Consider the following 18,793-nt stretch of genomic DNA (forward strand, 5'->3'; position numbering starts at 1 on the left):
GGCTAGGATCGACGCAATCGCGCTTCACGTCGACTGGTGGGAGGGTCCAATCAATGTCTGATTCGAGTGAACTTCCAGAACTATCGCCGCCGTGGTTGCCCGACGATTGGGAGCATCCGCGGCACGTCTCACTACCAACGGGGCATCACCTTCGCCCGATCCGGGCAGACGATACAGATCTAGATATGGATGCGGTGATGAGTTCGCGGGCGCGGCTGTGGTCGATCTACGGTGAAGCGTGGGGTTGGCCGCCGGCGACGATGACGTCGGAACAAGACAGAGGCGATCTGCAACGCCATGCCGACGAGATCGAGACTCACGAGTCATTCAATTTCGCGCTCTTCGATGGGAACGAAACGGAACTCATCGGGTGCGTTTACATCGATCCGACGGACAAACCCGGCGCAGATGCGGATATTTCGTGGTGGGTGCGCGACGAATACGTTGGTTCAGAAGTTGAGGCTGCGCTGAACGCATTCGTTCCGACCTGGATCGCAACAGGCTGGCCCCTAACGGCACCGCGATATGTTGGGCGCGACCTGAGCTGGGCGGAGTGGATCGCGATCCCCAGTGAGTGAAGCTAGCCGACCGCCCGCGTGACGAGCTTGGTTATCTGGGCTTCGACATCATCCGTCCAGCTGATAAGTGCGTAGGCTGCAGGCCACATTGCACCGTCGTCGAGCGCGGCTTCATCGCTGAACCCGAGCGTTGCGTAGCGTGACTTGAATTTGTGGGCGGCTTGGAAGAAGCAGACGACCTTACCGTCGCTGGCGTAGGCCGGCATCCCATACCAAGTCTTTGGCGTCAGCCCGGGTGCTGCGGCGAGAACAGTGGCATGCAAGTGTTCGGCGAGGTCGCGGTCATCGTCGGGCATCTCGGCGATCTTGCCGAGCACATCCTTCAGGTCTTCTGCCGCTGACGCGTCTCGCTTGGCTTCGCGAGCGCGTTCTTTCATCGCTGCGCGTTCGTCGGCGCTGAAGCTTTCCTTCGCCATGTGGTGCTCGCCTTCTCGCGGAAAATTCCTGTGTCGCGAGACTACTCCCAAACGGCGAGGTTGTCGTTGATGCGTACCCAACCGTCTTCGATCGTGCCGGTGTAGCCGTCAGGGAGAAGGAGGGCACCACCGCTTCGCGTAGAACTACCGCCTCGAATCTCAGCACCGTTGATGCCGAAGTAGATGGCGGGCCCACAGGCCGTTGAGACCACCCAATCGTTCTCACTCGCCAGTGGTGCGAGCGCTGCGATAACGCACCACTCATCGTCGTCATTGCGGCTCGCATACACCGTCATGTCGTCGTACTCGCCAATGAGGGTCAAGTCAATGGTCGGAATGCCCTCGGGGTTCTCTACCCAGTCCGGTAACTGCGCGTTACCGCCTTCGTCCATGACGGCAAGCTGTGGACCAGCGGTCGTGCTGCACGCGGTGAGCATGAGCGCTGCGCCGACCGCAATGATGGCAATGATCGGTTTCCGCATGCCTTCAGACTGTCAGCCCCGGCATCCATTCTCAAGGATGCGTCATTTTTGTGAACACTCTTATTGTGTGTCAGCTGACCGCGGCGCCAGCCCGCAGTTCACGAAACTCGACCGCCTTTGCCGAAAGCCATCCGAAGAGGCGGGCGCGGTCGTCCGCATTGGATTCGCTGTCTTCGGGATGCCACTGCACGCCGATAAGGGAGTGTGCGGGGTTTGTGCTTTCCAGCGCTTCAATCACGCCATCGGCGGCACGGCCTGCAGCGCGCAGGCCTGATCCGATCGCATCGACTGCTTGGTGATGGCCAGATCTGATGGTCATGGTTTGTTGCCCAAACAGACCGGCCAGCTCAGAGGACGGTTCTAGCGCCACGTCGTGATCGACCATCGCGTCAACGCCCGAGCCGCTGTGAACGACGGTGCTCGGCTCGAGGTGCTGAATGAGGGTGCCGCCACGCGCAACGTTCACAATGTGCATCCCGCGGCAGATCGCGAGAATCGGCAACTCGCGCTCAGTGGCCTGGTTCAGGGCGGCCTCCACGTCGGAGGCGGTGAAACCGTCAACGCTGATCACTCGCGCACCGGTCGCTTCGATCGCCGACTTCATCGATTCTTCGAGGCCGTGGATGAGCGCCGTCAGCTCCGGCTTCTCCCGATCGCCACCGGCGGACGCCCGCGAAAGAACAATGGTGGGCATGTACGCGCGGGTTGAGATCATCTGCTAGTTCCTCTTGCTGGCATTCGGCCGCGGGGGCCGCTGAGATTAGCCTAAGGCCGCGCGGAGAGAAGCCGTGGCACCGCCGGTCGGGCCGACGATGCGGGTGGCGTGGGGTTCGCTGACGCCGAATGCTGAACTGCTCAAGAAGGGGCTGAGTTTCGATGCGGTCATAGAAGAGCTGCTCTATCTCGTTGGCCCCGCTGTTTCCGGCTTGGCGCTCGCGGTCATTGCTCCTGGGGTGGCGCTCATCATCCCCGCGACTTTCGTGCTCGTGGGCGGTCTTCTTTTCGTGGCAACTCCCACCGTGGGGGCGATGAAGGCACGTGTTCGGCACGCTCCCCAGAACGGCGACGAGAAGCTCACGCTCAGGCCGCTAATTTTGGATGCTCGATTTGTGGGTCTTCTCTTGCCGGCTCTCATCGCCGGCAGTGTCGCCGGTTTACTCAGTGTTGCGGTACCGGTGGCGCTTGCGGCCTATGGGGGATCGGCCGCCGCGGGAATCGCGCTTGGTTTGTTCGCCGGAGGCAGCGCACTCGGCGGGCTGCTGTATGGCGCACTCACTGTGCCCGGCTCGCCCGCGCGGCAACTCGTTGTGCTTTCGGTCGCGCTCCTGGTCAGCACTTCGCTCGTCGCCGTCGTCAGTGGAGCGATAGCTGTCAGTGTTGTGCTCGTCGTGGCGGGGCTGTTCTTCTCGCCCGTCATGATCGTCACGTATGTCGCCGCGCACACTTCCGGAGGCGCGCACCAGCAAAACTCTGCCATGACCTGGGTGAACACGAGTCACAACGTTGGCGGTGCTGCCGGGAGCGCATTAGCAGGGGTGCTCATTCAAGCGTCGGGGGTTCCGGCCGCGATTGGCGGGATCGCCCTCGGTGCGCTTCTCTTACTAGGCATCAGCACCGTACTCAGCGGGAGGCGCGTTGGGTCCCTTTCAGAGCCCGTCGCAGCAAGCGAGTTCGAATAGCGGCCTCTACGAGCAGCGAGCAGCGCTTAGGAAAAGTCGGTGGCGACCGAGTTGCGGTGGTACTCGAAAATCATGCTGGTGTTGGTGGACGCGACGCTGTGTCGAGCCGAGAGATGGTCGACGACAAAGAGCCGAACGCCGGAGGAGTTTTCGACCGCAATGTGCACCAGGAAGTCATCGCTGCCGCCGACGAAGAATAATTGAATGACTTCGGGCAGGCGGCGAATTTCGTCAGTGAACTTCTGAATGCTCTCCTGGCGGGCACCGGGACGCAGCGATACTCCAATAATCGCTTGCAGGCCCCGCCCGAGCTTCTCTTGATTGAGCGCTGCGTGATAACCGGTGATGAGGCCGCGGTCGAACAGCGACTTGATGCGGGTGTGGGCGGTGGATGCTGCAATGCCCACCGTGCTCGCAATTACCGCATTGCTCATTCGGGCATCGCGCGAAAGAAGGGTAAGAATCTTCGTATCGATCGGATCAAGCTCATCGGACATGCGAATATCCTTCGGTGAAAGCGAGCAATAGAGGCCATTTTCGTTCTATTTTACGCATTCTTTGTCAATTTGCCGATCAATATTCTGACTTTTCCATAAAAGGCAGAATTTCTGACAGGCTAAGCGCACAACTGCGAAAGGTAAGTCGATGCAAATTTCTGTGCCTGCTGAAATTAAGAACAATGAGAATCGCGTCGCGATCACTCCTGCGGGTGTCGACACCCTGGTAGCAGGCGGACATACCGTCACCCTGCAGTCCGGGGCCGGCCTCGGTAGTGGCTTTACCGATGAGGACTACGCTGCCGCAGGCGCACGCATCGTCGTCGCGGCCGAAGAGGTCTGGGCATCCGCCGACCTCGTCGTGAAGGTAAAAGAACCGATCGCTTCGGAGTACGGCTACTTTCGCAAAGACCTGACTCTCTTCACGTACCTGCACTTGGCCGCAGACCGCGCCCTGACCGAAGCCCTTGTTGCTTCCGGCACCACCGCGATCGCCTACGAAACCGTGCAGGCCGATGACCGTTCGCTTCCCCTGCTCGCCCCCATGAGCGAGGTCGCTGGTCGACTCTCGATTGTTGCTGGCGCCCACGCTCTCCTCAAGGCCGAGGGTGGCGGCGGTCAACTGCTGGGCGGAGTTGCTGGAACGCCAAAAGCAAAAGTCGTCGTCATCGGCGGCGGTGTCGCCGGTGAACACGCTGCAGCGAACGCTTTGGGTTTGGGCGCCAACGTCACGATCATCGACATTTCCTTGCCGCGTCTTCGCGCGCTCGAAGTACGTTTCAACGGTGAAGTGCAGACTCGTGTCTCGACGCGCTACGAAATCGCCGAGCAGCTTCTCGAGGCCGACCTCGTTATTGGTTCGGTGCTGATCCCTGGTGCCGCGGCCCCCAAGTTGGTGACCGACGAGATGGTTGCCTCGATGAAGCCCGGTTCGGTGCTTGTCGATATCGCCATCGATCAGGGTGGATGCTTCGAAGGCTCCCACGCCACCACCTACGACAACCCCACGTTCGCCGTTCACAACTCGCTCTACTACTGCGTCGCCAACATGCCCGGCGCTGTTCCGCGCACCTCGACGCGTGCGCTCAGCAACGCCACGCTGCCGCACGTTGTTGCGATCGCGAACCTCGGTTGGGATGCCGCTGCTGCTGCATCGCCGGCTCTCGCTCGCGGCCTGAACGTAGCCGGTGGTGAAATCGTCAACGCGGGCGTTCGCGCGGCAATGGCTGTCGCCTTATCGCCAGCCTCGGATGCCCGCGAAAGAACAATGGTTGGCCCGTTCGCGGGAGTAGCTAGCGGAGTTCACTAGCTAGGCTGGGCTGATAAAACTTCAGCACGGATTGGGGGCATCGTGACCGCGAAACCGGTGGCAGTAATCGCAGGGGCGAGTGGATTCGTGGGCACCGCGTTGGTGCAGGCGTTCCGCGACGACGGCTACGACGTTCGACTCATCGGCCGCTCGGCTGAGGTGACGTGGAACGATCCTGCCGGCATCGCCCGGGTTATCGACGGTTCCGCTGTGGTGATCAACATGGCGGGCAAGTCGGTCAACTGCCGCTACAACGACGCCAACCGCAACGAGATTTTGCGGTCTCGAGTCGACACTACTCGGGCACTGCGAGAGGCGATCGCTGCGGCATCCAACCCGCCGGCGGTCTGGTTCACTTCGTCGACCGCCACCATCTACCGGCACTCGACCGACCGCCCCAACACTGACGCCGATGGGGTGCTCGGCGAAGGCTTCTCGGTGGATGTTGCCCGCAACTGGGAGCGCGAATTCTTCGACGGCGACCTGCCGCAGACACGTCGCGTCGCACTGCGTATGGCAATCGTTTTGGGTGATGGCCCGGCCACGAACATCCTGTTCCGTCTCGCACGCGTAGGGCTGGGCGGACCCCAAATCGACAGCTGGTGGTTTGCGCACCGCCGCTACCGCGGTATCGGGCCAACGCCGTCGGGCGGCGAGCGCACGTCGTGGCACCGCACCTCGGGCAACCAAAAGTTCAGCTGGGTGCACATCGACGACGTCATCAGCGCGGTGCGTTTCCTTCTCGCTCGCGACGACATCGCCGGCACCGTCAACCTCTCGTCTCCGCATCCCTCAGACAACCGCACGCTCATGCGCACCCTGCGCCGCGCGGTCGGTGCACCGTTCGGCCTACCCGCCTGGAAGTGGATGCTCGAGCCCGCCATGTGGGTGCTGCGAACCGAACCCGAACTCGTGCTCAAAAGCCGGTGGGTTCTGCCAAGCACGCTTACTGATGCAGGGTTCCAGTTCAGGTACACCGAGCTCAGCGGCGCCGTCGAGGATATTTCCGGACGGTAGGGGTTACTCGACCGCGATCGACCCGGAAGAACCGGCTGAGGCTACGCGGCGCTCGCGTCGGCTTCGCTCAAAAACTGGCTGATCGCATCCAGAACCTGCTGGTCGCGCAGCACCCGGTGATGGTTGAGCCCGGAGGTGAGCATGGTGCGTGAGGTTTCCGGATGCGCGGCAGCGAGCACCTCGGCCTGACCGTATGGCACCCAAGAATCGTCGCGGTCGTGGATGATCAGCAGAGGCACCTCGAGCGGCGCTGCTGTCGCCGACAGGGAATTCCAGAAATCGGGCACCTTGCTAAACCGGCGCCGTTCGATGCGACGCACGAGGCCGTCGAGGGTGCGCGGGTTCAGCCGCATGATGCCGCTGACGCTGGTCACCACATACCGCAATTCGGCCACCCCGCCGATGGACACCAGCCGTCTGGTTTCGGTTCCGTTGCGGATGGCAAGAGTCGACGCCAGGTTGCCAAACGAGTGCGCCACCATTGCCTCAAATGGGCCGTAGCGCTCACCGAGCGCTTCGATGACGGAGGCGAAATCACGCACATCGGGCAGTCGTCCCCGTGAATGGCCATGACCAGGGGCATCGAACGCGAGGATGGTGCGATCGTCACGGCGCAGCTCTTGCACAATGTCACCGAACTCGGCGGCGCGGCCATGCCATCCATGAGTCAGCAACACAGCGTTAGGGCCATCACCCCAGGTGTACACGGCAACGCGATGGCCGTTGACCCGAATCGTCGAGTGGGTGGCCTCAGCGATGATCGCTTGCTCGCGAGGGTGCACCTGTTTAGGAAGTCCGCTTGAGAGCCAGAGAACGTACGCCGCCTCAGCCGCCAGGCGCGGAGTAAATCGCTGCATCAGTCCCAACGTGGCGACGGCGGTGTCACGTACAGACATCACTCTCCAATCGACCGTATTGCGAACACGACCGATCGTACGACACTCGCCCCGCGTTCTGCTGTCCTAGTCGTCGAGAGTGACAGCGCGCACTGGCGCACCATCCGCGTCGATCGCCAGCGGGAAGAAGCCGACCCGAAGCCGCTGGGGCAGGCCGTCTAGCCCGGTGATGTTTTCGACGATGAGAGCGTCACCGCCAAGCACCACTTCGTGAACGGGGAAGCCCGTCGAGCCCTCACCCGTTGGGTCGGGGCTGAGAGTGTCGACGGCGAGCAGCCGCATCCCTCGACGCATCAATTCGGTAGCTGCGTCCGGGGCAAGCGCGGGGTGGTTCAGGGCTTCATCGGTGCTGAAGTGCTTGGCCCATCCGGTGTTCATGATCACGATGTCGGGCACCGCCGGTGGCAGTTCTCCCAGAGCAGCGGTGATTTCGTCGAGCCCATACGTGGCGTGGGCTGCCAGTCCGGAAAGGTGCACGACAAGAGCATCACCGACGAGCTCATCGATGGCGATCGAGCCCGTCGTGCGCCCGCCCGCAACGGTGTGCGACGGCGCATCGAGATGGGTGCCGGTGTGTGACCCGAGGTGGAGCAGACTGACGTCCACCCCATCCTCGGCCACCGCAAGAGCGCTCTCGATTGAGACTGCCGGATCACCAGGGTAAACCTGCATGCCCGTGATGATCGGGTGGCTCAATTCGCGCATCCTGCACCTACTTCTTTGTTTGGTCGTGCCGAAAGTTGTTATGCAGAGTGGATCGGTGTGGCATCTTCGTCAGCATTTTCTGCGAGATGTTGGCTGCGAACAGCCTGGTGACGACCCCGCTCAGGAAGCATCACCGCAAGGTAGAGCACGAAGGTGAGAACGAACGCGGGAATGGTGGCACCGATCGGCAGGGGCCACACGTACGCCCAGATGTAGGACATGCTGGCACCGATGACCCAGATGATGACGGCGAACCAGTTGACGCCGGCCTTGTACCAGTAGCGTCCACCGCGAGCCTCAAGGATGTCCTTTGTGTAGGCGCCGCGCTTCACGATGTAGTAATCAACGATCATGATGGCGAAGACGGGAACGAAGAATGCGCCAATGACGACGAGGAAGTCGGTGAACTGGTTGAGCAGTTGCAACCACGTTGCGCCGATGATCGAGATGACTCCGAGCACAAGAGCGGTTGGCAGGAACTGCAGCTTGCTTCCCACCTTGGCGTTGACCACGGAGGTCACCATTCCGTAGACGACCATGGTGTTGGTCGCCATCACGGAGAGGAAGATGACGATGGCCAGCGGTGCGCCGAAGGCGGCCACGATTGTGGTGGGGTCGAAAGCGGCAGCTTCGTCGCCGGAGAGCAGTACGTACACGAACGCGGTGAGGCCGAGCGTCATGGCGGTAACGGTGGAGACCGTGTAGCCAATACCCGAGCCGATCACGCCAGCTTTGGTGGTGCGTGCGAAACGGTTGAAGTCGGCGGAGAGCACCGTCCACGAGATTGCCGTGGCGATCACGATGTCGAGCACGATGATCGGGGTGAAGCCGAGAGTCGCATCGGGAGCGACGGCCTGGAAGTTGCCCAAATCGAACGCGGTGAATGCGGTGATGAAGATCCACGCCATGATGGCGAGAATGAGCACGGCAAGCCATGGCTCGATCTTCGAGATGCCTTCATGGCCGAGGATCGCAAGAATAACGACGATGCTCTGGCAGATCACGGAGAACAGGATTGGGTTTGAGTATCCGGTTGCGCTCTCGACGAGGAAGTTGACCGTAACGCCGGCGAGCATCGCCTGCACCCAGCTCCATCCCATGAGCACGATCACGTTCGCCGCGACGGGCAGCAGGCTGCCGCGCGTTCCGAAAGCTCCCCGGGTGATTGCCATTGTTGGCAGCCCCGTGCGGGTACCGATGGCGCCGATTGAGGTGAGCACGACGGCACCGGCGAGAGTTCCGACAACAATCATCAGGAATGCGGTGGCGAAATCAACACCGGGAACGAACAGGGTTCCGGTGAGGAGTGTTGTCACCACGAGGTTGGCGGCAAGCCAGATCATTCCGATTCTCAGGAGCGAATACGCTCCTTTGACGGGCTTTCCCCCATCGGATTGGGCTTGGGTGTGGCGGTTGAGGCGGGAATAGAGCGACATTGCTTCTGTCTCCTGAGTAGGGGTGCGGTAGGGGTTGGGCGTTGATTTTTTGGATTAGTGGGCAGGGTCGGGCATCGGCGAGAGATGTTCGTGCACAGCCAGCAACTGGTCGTTATCGACACGGAACACGATGGTTTCTCGTTCACGGTAGGATTCTTCGCTTTCTCCGGTGTTTACGCGCGTGAAGACGCTGTGGCTAAACACGGCACCGCCAGGAAATGACTGGACTGACGCATCCGAAGATTCGCAGTCGAGCACTTTCCAGCCGCTGTCGACCCAGCTGGCCCACAAGCGCTCGTACTCGGCGCGATCGCTCAGACGGGCTGGCTCGGTGTGGAAGATGAATGTCGCGTCTGGCGCGAATCCGCGAAAGTAGCGCTCGCCGTCAGTGGACTTGAATGCGTCAACGATGGCGGATGCTGCGCTCAGTACGTCATTCTCGTGCGGTGTTCTACTGCTCATCGTGCGCTCCTCTAGCTCTCGGGTGCTGCGGTTGCTTGGTGGGTGTCGCGTGGAGCGATGGCGCTGATCAGCTCGTAGGCGACATGACTGGCGGCGACGGCGGTGAGTTGAGCGTGGTCGTAGGCCGGGGCGACTTCTACGACATCTGCACCAACGATGTTTTTGTCAGAAAGCGCCCGCAGCAGGCGTGAGGCTTCGCGCACGTGAGCGGGGCCGAAGCGGGCGCCGGGCCGATAACTTACTCCGCTGTCGAAGGGAATGCCTACGATGGCTACGTCTGCTCGTCCTACATCTTCGATGCGAGGAAGACGAGCAAATGTGGCGATGCCGGCAAAGCGAGGGACAATACTTGCATCGACCGGGCCAACAACAAGTTTCGTCATAGTAAACTTTCGATAATCAGCAGTAAACGTGAACTTAGAGTAGACCCAGAGATCGCCCTCGTCAACCCCGCTTAGTGATGGAGCAGTGCTATGAAACCGTTATCGCCGTCACCCAGCGCCGATGCGCTCGCCATCGGCGCGCGCATCCGCAGCGCCCGCAAGGCTCAAGGTTTTACCCTCGAGCAGATCGCGACATCTGCCGGACTCACTAAGGGTTTTTTGAGTCGGCTTGAGCGCGACGAAACCTCGCCAAGCGTCGCCACACTGGTGCAGTTGTGCCAAGTTCTTTCGCTCGAAATCGGGTCGCTTTTCGCCGAGCCCGAGGCCGTGAAAATTTCTTTAGCGGATGCTCCCCACATCAACCTCGGGGGGCGAGGAGTTGATGAGCGGCTCATCTCCCCACGCAACGAATCGCGGGTGCAGGTCATCCGCACGAAGATGGAGCCGGCGGCAAATGGCGGCGAGGCTTTCTACACAATCAGTTGTGAAATCGAAGTTCTCCACGTGCTTTCTGGAGGAATCACCTTGCGATTCGTGGACCGTGAGATTCCGCTTGAGGCCGGCGATTCGTTAACGTTCCCGGGAAGAGAACCGCATAACTGGGTCGCCGACCCTGAACGCGGAGCCGAAGTGGTCTGGACGATCGTTCCCGCATCCTGGCGCGGAGAGTAACGAGTCAGTTGTGGCAAGAGCTCAGCGCGACGACATCCCACTGTCCGAAGGACCCGAAGCCTGCGGAGAGAGCTAGCGCGGCAGAGGCTGCGTTGTCGATCTGGCAGCGATACTGCGGTTCGTAACCGGCCGCGAGAGCATGAGCGCTGATCGCCCGATCGGTTTGTTTGGCAAGCCCGCGCCCACGGAAATCGGGCATCGTGATTCGGCAACCAATAGTCGAGCACGATCTGCGAATACATTCGAACCCTTTCGGTTGCGGTGACGCTCTCGGCGGGACAGATTCGCAGACTAGCAATCGGCCTAGTGAATGGCGTCGCGGAGCACGCCAGCGGCACAACTTCGATCTCAACTGAGCTGTCTACCCCTTGCAATGGGGGCGGTGGATGTCCGGTTTAGCCCCCTATCAGGCACACGTCTCTTCTAGTCTGGGCTGGACGGTACGTGAGCAAATGCGCCAGTTCCGCTGAACCCGAAATTGCACAATCCCGAATCTGCATAGACCCGAATTAACTAACCTCTTTGCCAGCCTTACCCGAGCGGCAGCCCTCTTTGGTGCCGGATGCCCGGGTTTCGGTGGCAGTACGCGAGAAACCCACTGATGCGAACCCGAAACGCCCATTCCCGAGCGTGGAAACACACCGACGGTCGAGCACGCCCGTTTCGGAAGTCGATCTCCGCGGCAACGGCCCTGTTGGTCGTGGCTGCGACACTCATCCCAGCAACCGCTGCGGCCGCTTTCGAGCCGGCAGCCGTTCGCAACGTCAAGTCGGCGAATGCGACCGCCGTCGGTCCCGGTGACACGTTCAACTGGATGATCGAAGTCGGCTGCTCTGTGCTGACTGACGAGTGTGTCGATGCAATTCTGACGGATGACATCCCCGCGGAGTTCATCCTTCCCGCTCCTGGAGACATTCTCCTGACCCCTGCGCTGAGCGCGTCCGAGCGCACCATCACTGTGAGCGGGCAGACCGTTACGGTGGCATTTCACCAGGATCTGAAAACTCCGGCCGGCGAAAAGGGCCTCACCAATGGCACTGTCACCGTGACGATCCCAGTGACTGTGCGATCCGATCTCGATTACACGCCGACCCCGCGCACCGTAGAGAACACCTCGGAGATGGTCGCGGAGAACGCCCCGATGCGCTCCAGCGCTGCGTCCGTTCAGCTCACGGTTCCGCTGAAGCTTGCCACTCAGCCTACGAAGTCGTTTTCTCCTGCCACAAACATCGCGGTTGCGGGCCTCGGGACTCAATTGACCCTTGGTGGAGCGAACATCTCAAACGCTGCCGTTTCGTCGCTCACGATCCAGGACCCGGTGAACCCTGCAGCCGCAGGAAACATTTTCCGCACCGCGCTCGAGCTGAAGACTCTCGACTCGGTTACCTGGCCCGCGGGGGCAACGTCCGCCGTGGTCTCGCTCTGGGACGCGTCCCTGACAACACCAGCGTGGGTGGATGCTCCTCCCGTCAGCGCTGGAAATGCTCTCGCCTTCCCTGCCAGTGTTGACCCCGCCGATGCCGGTGGTGTGCGCATTGCGTTCTCTTCTGGCGCATCCGCAGCCATCCCACGCGCGGCGAGTGCGAAGTTTGTGCTGAACCTGGAGAACCGCGTTGGTATCACTCCCGCCACCTACTCCAACACTTCTCAATCGGTTGTCGCGCGTGACGCACTTTCTGCCAACAAGCCGGTTACGGCCACGTATGTGGTGACAGCAGCGACGAGTTCCGTCTCTGCCGGAAAGTCGATCACTCCTGACCGGATGTCGACGGTCGCGTTCGGCGCCAATGACCTCACCAAGGGCACCGTTACTCTCACTGGTGGCAACACGGGCTCGATTTCGCTCGCATCGCTCACCATCTCGGAACCTTCTGATCCGACCCTCGTCGACGGAACAAACCCGCTCGCCCCCGCCCACACTGGCGGCGGACTGATCTTCAGCGGCTTTACTGGTGGAGTTGCGTGGCCTGCAGGGGCAACCGCCGCAAACATCACCTACTACTTTGCCGACGGCACTAGTTCGGTTCTCCCGGCGACCGCCCCAGGTTTGCCGGCGACTGGATCGACGAAGCGGGTCACCGGGTTCAGCGTCACGTTCACCGGGACGATGGCGCAGGGCGTCTCGGCAACGGTGCCGTTTAAGATCACGTCAAATCCGCTGCAGGTTTCACCGAACCTGAGCGTGCTCTACACAAACCAAATCAAAGTCACCGCGGTTGACAAATACAGCCAAAATGTCGGACCAAAGTACGCGTCTGACACGGTGACTGTTCTCGCCGAACAGGTCAAGCTCGAGACGTCGAAGTCGCTGTCCCGAGGCCCCCTGAGGGCGGCTTCCGGGCAGTCCACTACAGCGACCCTCACGACGCACGTGCTCGACTATCCGAACTCCACACGGGCACTCGATCACATCGAGATGATTGACCCGTCAACAGGCACGGGCCTCACTGACTGGTACAAATACTTCAACGCCACGAGGCTCGTGGTTACGCCCGTACCTGGCGACGCGACCCTCACGATTTCGTACCGTGACTCGGCCGGAACCTACACGCCTCTCACCGTTCTCGGCCCCGGAATTCAGAACTACGACATTCCTTCCGCGGTCCGTGGCAATATTTACGGCCTCAAACTCGACTGGGACAGCACTACGGGGTTCCAGCCAGATCAGACTCTTGTCGCGAACGTCGAATATGCGCTTCGCTCGACACTGAGAGGCACCGCAACGCCGCTGCCCAACGCCGCAGCTGAGTTGGAGAACTGCAGCGCATCCAGCGGAACAAGCGGTGGAGGGGCGGCCGCCTTGGCCTCAAACAACGCCGTCTCCGACCCGTGCCCAAAGGTCACGCTGGTTCCTTATGACAGCTCGGGGAGCGGTGGCTCAGCAAACTTGCTGGACAAGAAGTTCATCAATACGAATAACACCAACAGCCAAGACGTTATGAACACTCGCAACGGCGAGAGCACGCGGGCACGACTCTCGTGGTCAACGGACGGTTACACAGGCGTGAACCAGATGGTGGTCTACGACGGGGCCGTCGATTCTTCAGGAAACCCGGACCCCGCAGCGTGGGCCAAGGGGATGTACGACGCTTACAATCTGACTCAGGTCCCCAGGATCAGCTCCATTGACTCCCTCGCGAAGTACGACAAAGTCGCCATCGAGTTCTTCAACAAGACGAGCTCTACCTGGGTCACGATCTCCGGATACTGCACGACGGCAGCGCCCTGCGATGGAGGCACTGCAGCCAGCCGAACTCTCACGACCGCGCAACAAGCGGACTTCGTCGCCATCCGGTTCACATTCACTGAGGGTGCGAACCGTCCCGGGCTTGCCCCAGCCCCTGGCAGTGGGGTTGCAGACTCGATGGGCAACAACCGCAATATCGATCTCGTGTTCCAGATGCGAGACTCTCTGCGCAGCAACGGCGCATCGCCGGTTGTTGACGGTTATCGCTACAACGCTGATGTGACTACGGTGGCTCCGCCGGCTATCGCGCACAGCGTTATCCGAAACGATGCGTGGTCGCAGGCAACCCTCACCGAGGGTGGTCCACTGACGGACCGGGCATCTGACACCCTCGAGCTTCGTGATCCTCCGCTTGCAGTTTCGGCGAACAAGACCTGGACGGGCGGTCCGATCCCGATCCCTGATTCCTCGGTGACAGCGCAACCCTCGAGCCGGGTCACGCTCTCAGCCATAAACCAAACAGCCGCGAAAGTGGGCTCCCTGACGGTCAGCGAACCGAACACGTCAGTCGCGACACCCAACGATTCACCGTTCGAGGACTGGAACCTTACGCGGTTCCAATCAGTCACTCACCCGTCTGGCGCTACTGGCCTCACGGTCACCGTCATCCGGTCGACCGGCGGAAACCTGACAGCAACCGGGTCGAATTTGGCCACCGTTACCTCCACGATCACCGGGTGGTCCGCCGCCCAACTCGCCAACGCGACGGCGTTCACCTTCGTGTACACCGGCCAGATCAAGGCCAGCAACGGCACGGCATCGATTGTGTTCGACTTGGGCCTACGAACCGCAAAGCGAAGCGGTGGCACAATCGTTCCCGGTACGGACTACAACTCAACACAGGCGACAGTTGCCGACAGCCGGTGGGACAGCGCGAGCTCGGTCACCAACCCCACCTTCCAGAACGCGACTCTTTCCGCGCGCAAGGGCGCAAACATCGCCCTCGTCGCCACCACCATCGGAGTCTCGACAACAAAAGCCTTTAGTAAGACCTCCGAAACTGAACCTGATCGAAGCATATTTCCCCTTACGCTCGACGCCACGCCCAGCGGCAGCGAGAGAGTACAGTCCCTGACCATCACGGATGACCGGGCAACGTTCTGGAACGCGTTCAATTTCACGGGAGTCGCGGCGGGCACCCCTGTACTCCCAGTCTTTAGCCCAACGTCCTCCGCAAGCGCAACCGTCATCCAGGTCGAAGCCTGTGTCGGTGGAACGTGGACGGCATCCAACGTTGCGAGCACTCCAGGCTCCAGCTGTGTCGACCGTGGTGGCGCTTGGACTGGCGCGGGAACATGGAAGACGGCAGCCCAGGCGCAGGTCAACTTCCTACCCTCTGGGGTAACCGCAGCCCAGGTGGAAGGCCTCCGACTCACGGTGAAGCGTCTTGACGACTCCCAGTGGGAGAACCCACAGGCGCCAAAGGTGAGCATCCCGATCCTTGTACAACGACGTGTTGACCTGCGCACGGGGGATCCGGTTCGCACCGACCTGTCGGTCAATGCAGCTTCGCCGGGCGAAGCCTCTCCCGGCACCACTACGAACTCGCTTCGTGCCGAGGTGCTAGGGATCTGGGGCAAGACGGCGACCGCGAACAACTCGGCCACCTACCTGTTCAAGCACGCGACCACGGGCGTGCAGGTGCAGAAGCGCCCGACGGGTGTGAAAGCGCCTGGTCGTCTTTTCGACTACACGCTCTCGGTGACCAATACCGGAAGCTGGCCGATCGTGAACCCGGTCATCACTGACTACCTGCCCAGTGACAGCACTGGTGCACAGCTCATCTTCGATCCTGACAAGCCGTGGACGTACAAGTACGCATTGTCAGGGGCTGCACCAGCGTCGCCCAACGGGACTGCTCTGCCTTCAGGCACCAGTGGCCCGACGGTCGATGCCACGTCGGATGCCTATGGCCCGACTCAGATCAAGTTCACGTTCCCCACCGGATCGGTACTGGAAGTCGGACAGAGCTATGTGATCACCGTCCCGATGATGTTCCGTCCCGGACTCATCAACGACACTCTTGTCACCAACCGGTTCGGAATCCGTGGCGATCGCGCATTCGATACGTGCACAGCCCCTGCGGGATTCAGCGCGAGCTACGACGTACCGTCCGGCGAGTGCTCGACCAGCACGACGGTGCGCCCATCAGAACAGGCGGCACTTCGCGCGCTCATGACGGTGAAGGCGAACCTTGACACGGACTTCCCCAATGATCAAGGTTTCATCGGCGGAACGAACGCGGACTGCACCGCAGCAAAGAGTAGCGCTGGATTCTCTCAGCTTCCCTGTATCCCACTGACGCTTCCGGGTCAGAAGGAAACTTGGCGCCTCACCGCGCAAAACACGGGAACGACCAACATGCCACGATTGGTGCTTTCGACGCGGCTCCCGGATGTGAGTGACAAGACTATTCTCGACGGCTTCGTGCGCGACTCGCGCTGGACTGCGGGGTTCGCAGACGAGATCACGGCGAACATTGGCATCCCCGGCGCCGTAATCACGACGTACTACACGACGGCAGCGTCGCCCTGTAAGGCGGTCCTCCAGACCCCGTCGAACGCGAACGCCTGCGGTAGTGACCCGGCAACAGGATGGGCTGCATGGATCGCCGGCGCGCTCGCCGACCCGACAGTCGTCACCGGGCTCCAGTTCGTAATTGACTTCCCTAACGCACGCCTGTTCAAGCCGGCAGACGTCGTCACGATTGATATCGTGACGCGAACCGCCGCGCTGTCGGCAACACCGGGTGCGAATACGACGGCAAAGAACTCGCTGTCAGCATCCGCAATCACGAGGACTGGCACGACGGACACCCCGGTGACTGCGCTCGACTACTCGGTCGTTTCGGTTGCGTTGGCCACCGGTGGCCTTCGTCTCGAAAAAGAGATCACCGGACCCGCAGCATCGTTCATCCCCAACGGTCAGACCTTCACAGGCAAGCTCGTGTGTACGTCATTGACGGAGACAATCGAGCGCGACTACACCATGACAATTGACACGAGTACCGTGCCTGCAACGGTTCCGGTTGTCACGTTCAATGATCTGCCAGGCGGAGCTGAGTGCACAGTCACGGAGACAGCGGCTAGCGGCCAGTCGAGTTACACAGCGACGACTGTCACTATCGACCCGCGGATCACCGATCCCGATCGCTTCCCGATGGTCACGTTGACCAATGACTACCAACTGGCTGGCCTCACGGTGTCGAAGACTGTCACCACTACGGCTCCAGTGACCCCGACGGAGTTCGCGTTTACCGTGAGCTGTAGGTTCCTTGGTGTAGCAGTGCCCCTTGCTGCTGCGGATGCTTCCTTCACGTTGGATGACACCGAGTCCCGCAGCATCACCGGTATCCCGGTCAATTCCCGTTGCGTCGTCACAGAAACCGATGCAAAGGGTGCGGACACGACGATCATGACGGCGAGTACGGACTCGACTCACTCTGGATCGAGTGTTGCCGTTGACAACACTGCTCGCACGGCGACGTTCACCCGGTTGAGCCCGAACAATGCCGACGATGACATCACCAACACGACTACAGCTGACAACAGGTTCGACGCGCCCGCCGCTCTCGTCGTCACGAAGAAGCTGCTCGGCGACGGCTCAGCCCAGTTCGGTGAGGGCAAGACCTTCAGCGTTGCTGTGCTCTGTACGTTCGGAACGACAACTCAGTACGACGACTCGGTGTTGCTGAATGCCGGCAACGCGTGGCAGGTCGTGCTCGAGGACATCATCGCCGACTCAGACTGCACGTTCACCGAGTCAAGTCTTCAGGGCGCGGATGCCGTGGTCATCACTCCGAACGACGGTAACGATACGACCGTGGGCAGGCTCACAGTTCCCGCACCGACAGTCGCAGTGCCCTCTCCGGTTGTCAATATTGACGTCACCAACTGGTACTTGACGGGCTCAGTTGAGGTCACAAAGACCTTCGCAGGCGACACTGGCGCGATTGACAAGTTTGCACGCAACCCCGTACCTGCGATCGAGTTCGAGTTCAGCTTGAGCTGCATTCGAGACGGAGAAAGCGTTGTCATTCCTGGTGGGGCAACCCGCACGGTAACGGCGGCATCGCCGGTAGCGGATTACACCAGCCTTGCTTCTGGAGCCGAGTGTGCCCTCACGGAAACTCGCACCGGGGGCGCAAGCATCACGAGAGTCCTGGACGAGAACTCCGCCGAGGTAGTCGATGGAGCATTCACGATCGCTGTCGACAACAGGGTGTTGTCGGTCGATGATCAGGTTCAGCCAGACCTCTCGGTTGAGAACACCTATCGTTTCGCTGAAGTTGCTGCGACTAAGCAAGTCATTAACGCCGCGGATGCTGGCTCTCGTGCCACCGGTCCTTTTGAACTCACACTCGAGTGCACTCTCGACGACAGGAACATCACCGCTGCGGAGGGTGCTGCACAGGCAATCTCGAATGGTGAAGTTGTGACGTGGACTGAACTCGCCGAGGGAGCGAACTGCACGATCGTGGAGACAAAAACGGGCGGTGCGACGCAGACGACGACAACGATGACAGCGGCTGATCGCAGCACTGGACCCTCAATCGTCGGGACCTCAGTGACTCTTCTTCCGCTGCGGTGGACCGGCGCCGATGCACCCAACGCGATCACCTTTACGAACTCGTTCCACCTCGCCTACACCGGCTCAGATGCAGACCTAGCATCTCGTGTACTGCTGCCGTTAGGGCTGATCTTGGTTGGCGGACTGTTCCTTGGCCTTGTCGCTACCAAGCGTCGAGGTCGCCGGGAGCTGCTCTCAAGCGAGTAGCGCTAGCGCAGTCGATCAGCCCGAGAAGTGCAGCCGGTAGAGCGCAGGATGCGGTGCTACGCGATGCTTACGGAACGTCGCGAGCACGAAGTTGTGAAAGCTCCGCTTCGCGATCAGCGAGGGCAGAACGTCGGCTAGTTGTACTGCCCAGAGAGGTTAGTTAACCGGCTGATGGGTGGGTGGCCTCCGATTGCAGTGTGGGGCCTGTGATGATTGTATTCGTGAAGCCAGGCCGGGA

At 60.9% G+C, this 18,793-nt stretch carries 15 protein-coding genes and 2 pseudogenes; 6 read left to right on the forward strand and 11 right to left on the reverse strand.

Going from position 1 to position 18,793, the window contains the following annotated elements:
* The first annotated feature begins 53 nt into the window (after window positions 1-53).
* The gene (locus ABD112_RS09190) at window positions 54-578 is read left to right on the forward strand and encodes a GNAT family N-acetyltransferase (protein WP_343925218.1); all 525 of its coding nucleotides are present in this window, start codon (window positions 54-56) and stop codon (window positions 576-578) included.
* Window positions 579-580: 2 nt separating this feature from the next.
* On the opposite strand, the gene ABD112_RS09195 is transcribed toward ABD112_RS09190, so the two are convergent.
* The 3 genes from ABD112_RS09195 to ABD112_RS09205 all read right to left on the reverse strand — a co-directional run bounded on the left by ABD112_RS09195 (window position 581) and on the right by ABD112_RS09205 (window position 2,191).
* On the reverse strand, window positions 581-994 hold the full coding sequence (locus tag ABD112_RS09195; protein WP_343925220.1) for an iron chaperone: 414 nt from the start codon (window positions 992-994) through the stop codon (window positions 581-583).
* Window positions 995-1,035: 41 nt separating this feature from the next.
* Window positions 1,036-1,476, reverse strand: a complete 441-nt coding sequence (locus tag ABD112_RS09200) for a hypothetical protein (protein ID WP_343925222.1) — start codon at window positions 1,474-1,476, stop codon at window positions 1,036-1,038.
* Between the two features lie 70 nt (window positions 1,477-1,546).
* Window positions 1,547-2,191 carry a gamma-glutamyl-gamma-aminobutyrate hydrolase family protein gene (locus tag ABD112_RS09205; RefSeq protein WP_343925224.1) on the reverse strand — a complete coding sequence of 215 codons (645 nt, stop codon included), beginning with the start codon at window positions 2,189-2,191 and terminating at the stop codon, window positions 1,547-1,549.
* Between the two features lie 73 nt (window positions 2,192-2,264).
* Here ABD112_RS09205 and ABD112_RS09210 point away from each other — a divergent pair, with 73 nt between their 5' ends.
* A complete protein-coding gene (locus ABD112_RS09210) occupies window positions 2,265-3,155 on the forward strand; it encodes an MFS transporter (protein WP_343925226.1) in 891 nt (296 codons plus the stop codon).
* A 26-nt stretch (window positions 3,156-3,181) separates the two neighbouring features.
* On the opposite strand, the gene ABD112_RS09215 is transcribed toward ABD112_RS09210, so the two are convergent.
* Window positions 3,182-3,652: an Lrp/AsnC family transcriptional regulator gene (locus tag ABD112_RS09215; protein ID WP_343925228.1), complete on the reverse strand. Its 471-nt coding sequence runs from the start codon at window positions 3,650-3,652 to the stop codon at window positions 3,182-3,184.
* Between the two features lie 148 nt (window positions 3,653-3,800).
* On the opposite strand from ABD112_RS09215, the gene ald reads away from it, so the two are divergent.
* A complete protein-coding gene (gene ald, locus ABD112_RS09220; RefSeq protein ID WP_343925230.1) occupies window positions 3,801-4,961 on the forward strand; it encodes an alanine dehydrogenase in 1,161 nt (386 codons plus the stop codon).
* A gap of 39 nt (window positions 4,962-5,000) precedes the next feature.
* Window positions 5,001-5,978, forward strand: a complete 978-nt coding sequence (locus ABD112_RS09225) for an epimerase (RefSeq protein WP_343925250.1) — start codon at window positions 5,001-5,003, stop codon at window positions 5,976-5,978.
* A 41-nt stretch (window positions 5,979-6,019) separates the two neighbouring features.
* On the opposite strand, the gene ABD112_RS09230 is transcribed toward ABD112_RS09225, so the two are convergent.
* The 5 genes and pseudogenes from ABD112_RS09230 to ABD112_RS09250 form a co-directional block, all read right to left on the reverse strand.
* Window positions 6,020-6,874, reverse strand: coding sequence for an alpha/beta fold hydrolase (locus ABD112_RS09230; RefSeq protein WP_343925232.1), 855 nt, complete (start codon window positions 6,872-6,874; stop codon window positions 6,020-6,022).
* A 66-nt stretch (window positions 6,875-6,940) separates the two neighbouring features.
* On the reverse strand, window positions 6,941-7,579 hold the full coding sequence (locus ABD112_RS09235; RefSeq protein WP_343925234.1) for a cyclase family protein: 639 nt from the start codon (window positions 7,577-7,579) through the stop codon (window positions 6,941-6,943).
* A 38-nt stretch (window positions 7,580-7,617) separates the two neighbouring features.
* Window positions 7,618-9,015: a purine-cytosine permease family protein gene (locus tag ABD112_RS09240; RefSeq protein WP_343925236.1), complete on the reverse strand. Its 1,398-nt coding sequence runs from the start codon at window positions 9,013-9,015 to the stop codon at window positions 7,618-7,620.
* Window positions 9,016-9,069: 54 nt separating this feature from the next.
* Window positions 9,070-9,477, reverse strand: a complete 408-nt coding sequence (locus ABD112_RS09245; protein WP_343925238.1) for a YybH family protein — start codon at window positions 9,475-9,477, stop codon at window positions 9,070-9,072.
* 17 nt (window positions 9,478-9,494) lie between these two features.
* Window positions 9,495-9,860: pseudogene (locus ABD112_RS09250) on the reverse strand (arginase family protein); the annotation flags it as partial.
* A gap of 90 nt (window positions 9,861-9,950) precedes the next feature.
* Between ABD112_RS09250 and ABD112_RS09255 the strand changes: the two are divergent.
* Window positions 9,951-10,532 carry a helix-turn-helix domain-containing protein gene (locus ABD112_RS09255; protein ID WP_343925242.1) on the forward strand — a complete coding sequence of 194 codons (582 nt, stop codon included), beginning with the start codon at window positions 9,951-9,953 and terminating at the stop codon, window positions 10,530-10,532.
* 4 nt (window positions 10,533-10,536) lie between these two features.
* Here ABD112_RS09255 and ABD112_RS09260 read toward each other — a convergent pair whose 3' ends face one another.
* On the reverse strand, window positions 10,537-10,884 hold the full coding sequence (locus ABD112_RS09260; protein ID WP_343925244.1) for a GNAT family N-acetyltransferase: 348 nt from the start codon (window positions 10,882-10,884) through the stop codon (window positions 10,537-10,539).
* Between the two features lie 249 nt (window positions 10,885-11,133).
* On the opposite strand from ABD112_RS09260, the gene ABD112_RS09265 reads away from it, so the two are divergent.
* Window positions 11,134-18,555 (forward strand): DUF5979 domain-containing protein, encoded by a 7,422-nt coding sequence (locus ABD112_RS09265; RefSeq protein WP_343925246.1) that lies wholly within the window; start codon window positions 11,134-11,136, stop codon window positions 18,553-18,555.
* Window positions 18,556-18,689: 134 nt separating this feature from the next.
* Here ABD112_RS09265 and ABD112_RS09270 read toward each other — a convergent pair.
* Window positions 18,690-18,793, reverse strand: a pseudogene (locus tag ABD112_RS09270) (IS481 family transposase); the annotation flags it as partial.

The organism is Rhodoglobus aureus (assembly GCF_039527955.1).
GTDB classification, from domain to species: domain Bacteria; phylum Actinomycetota; class Actinomycetes; order Actinomycetales; family Microbacteriaceae; genus Rhodoglobus; species Rhodoglobus aureus.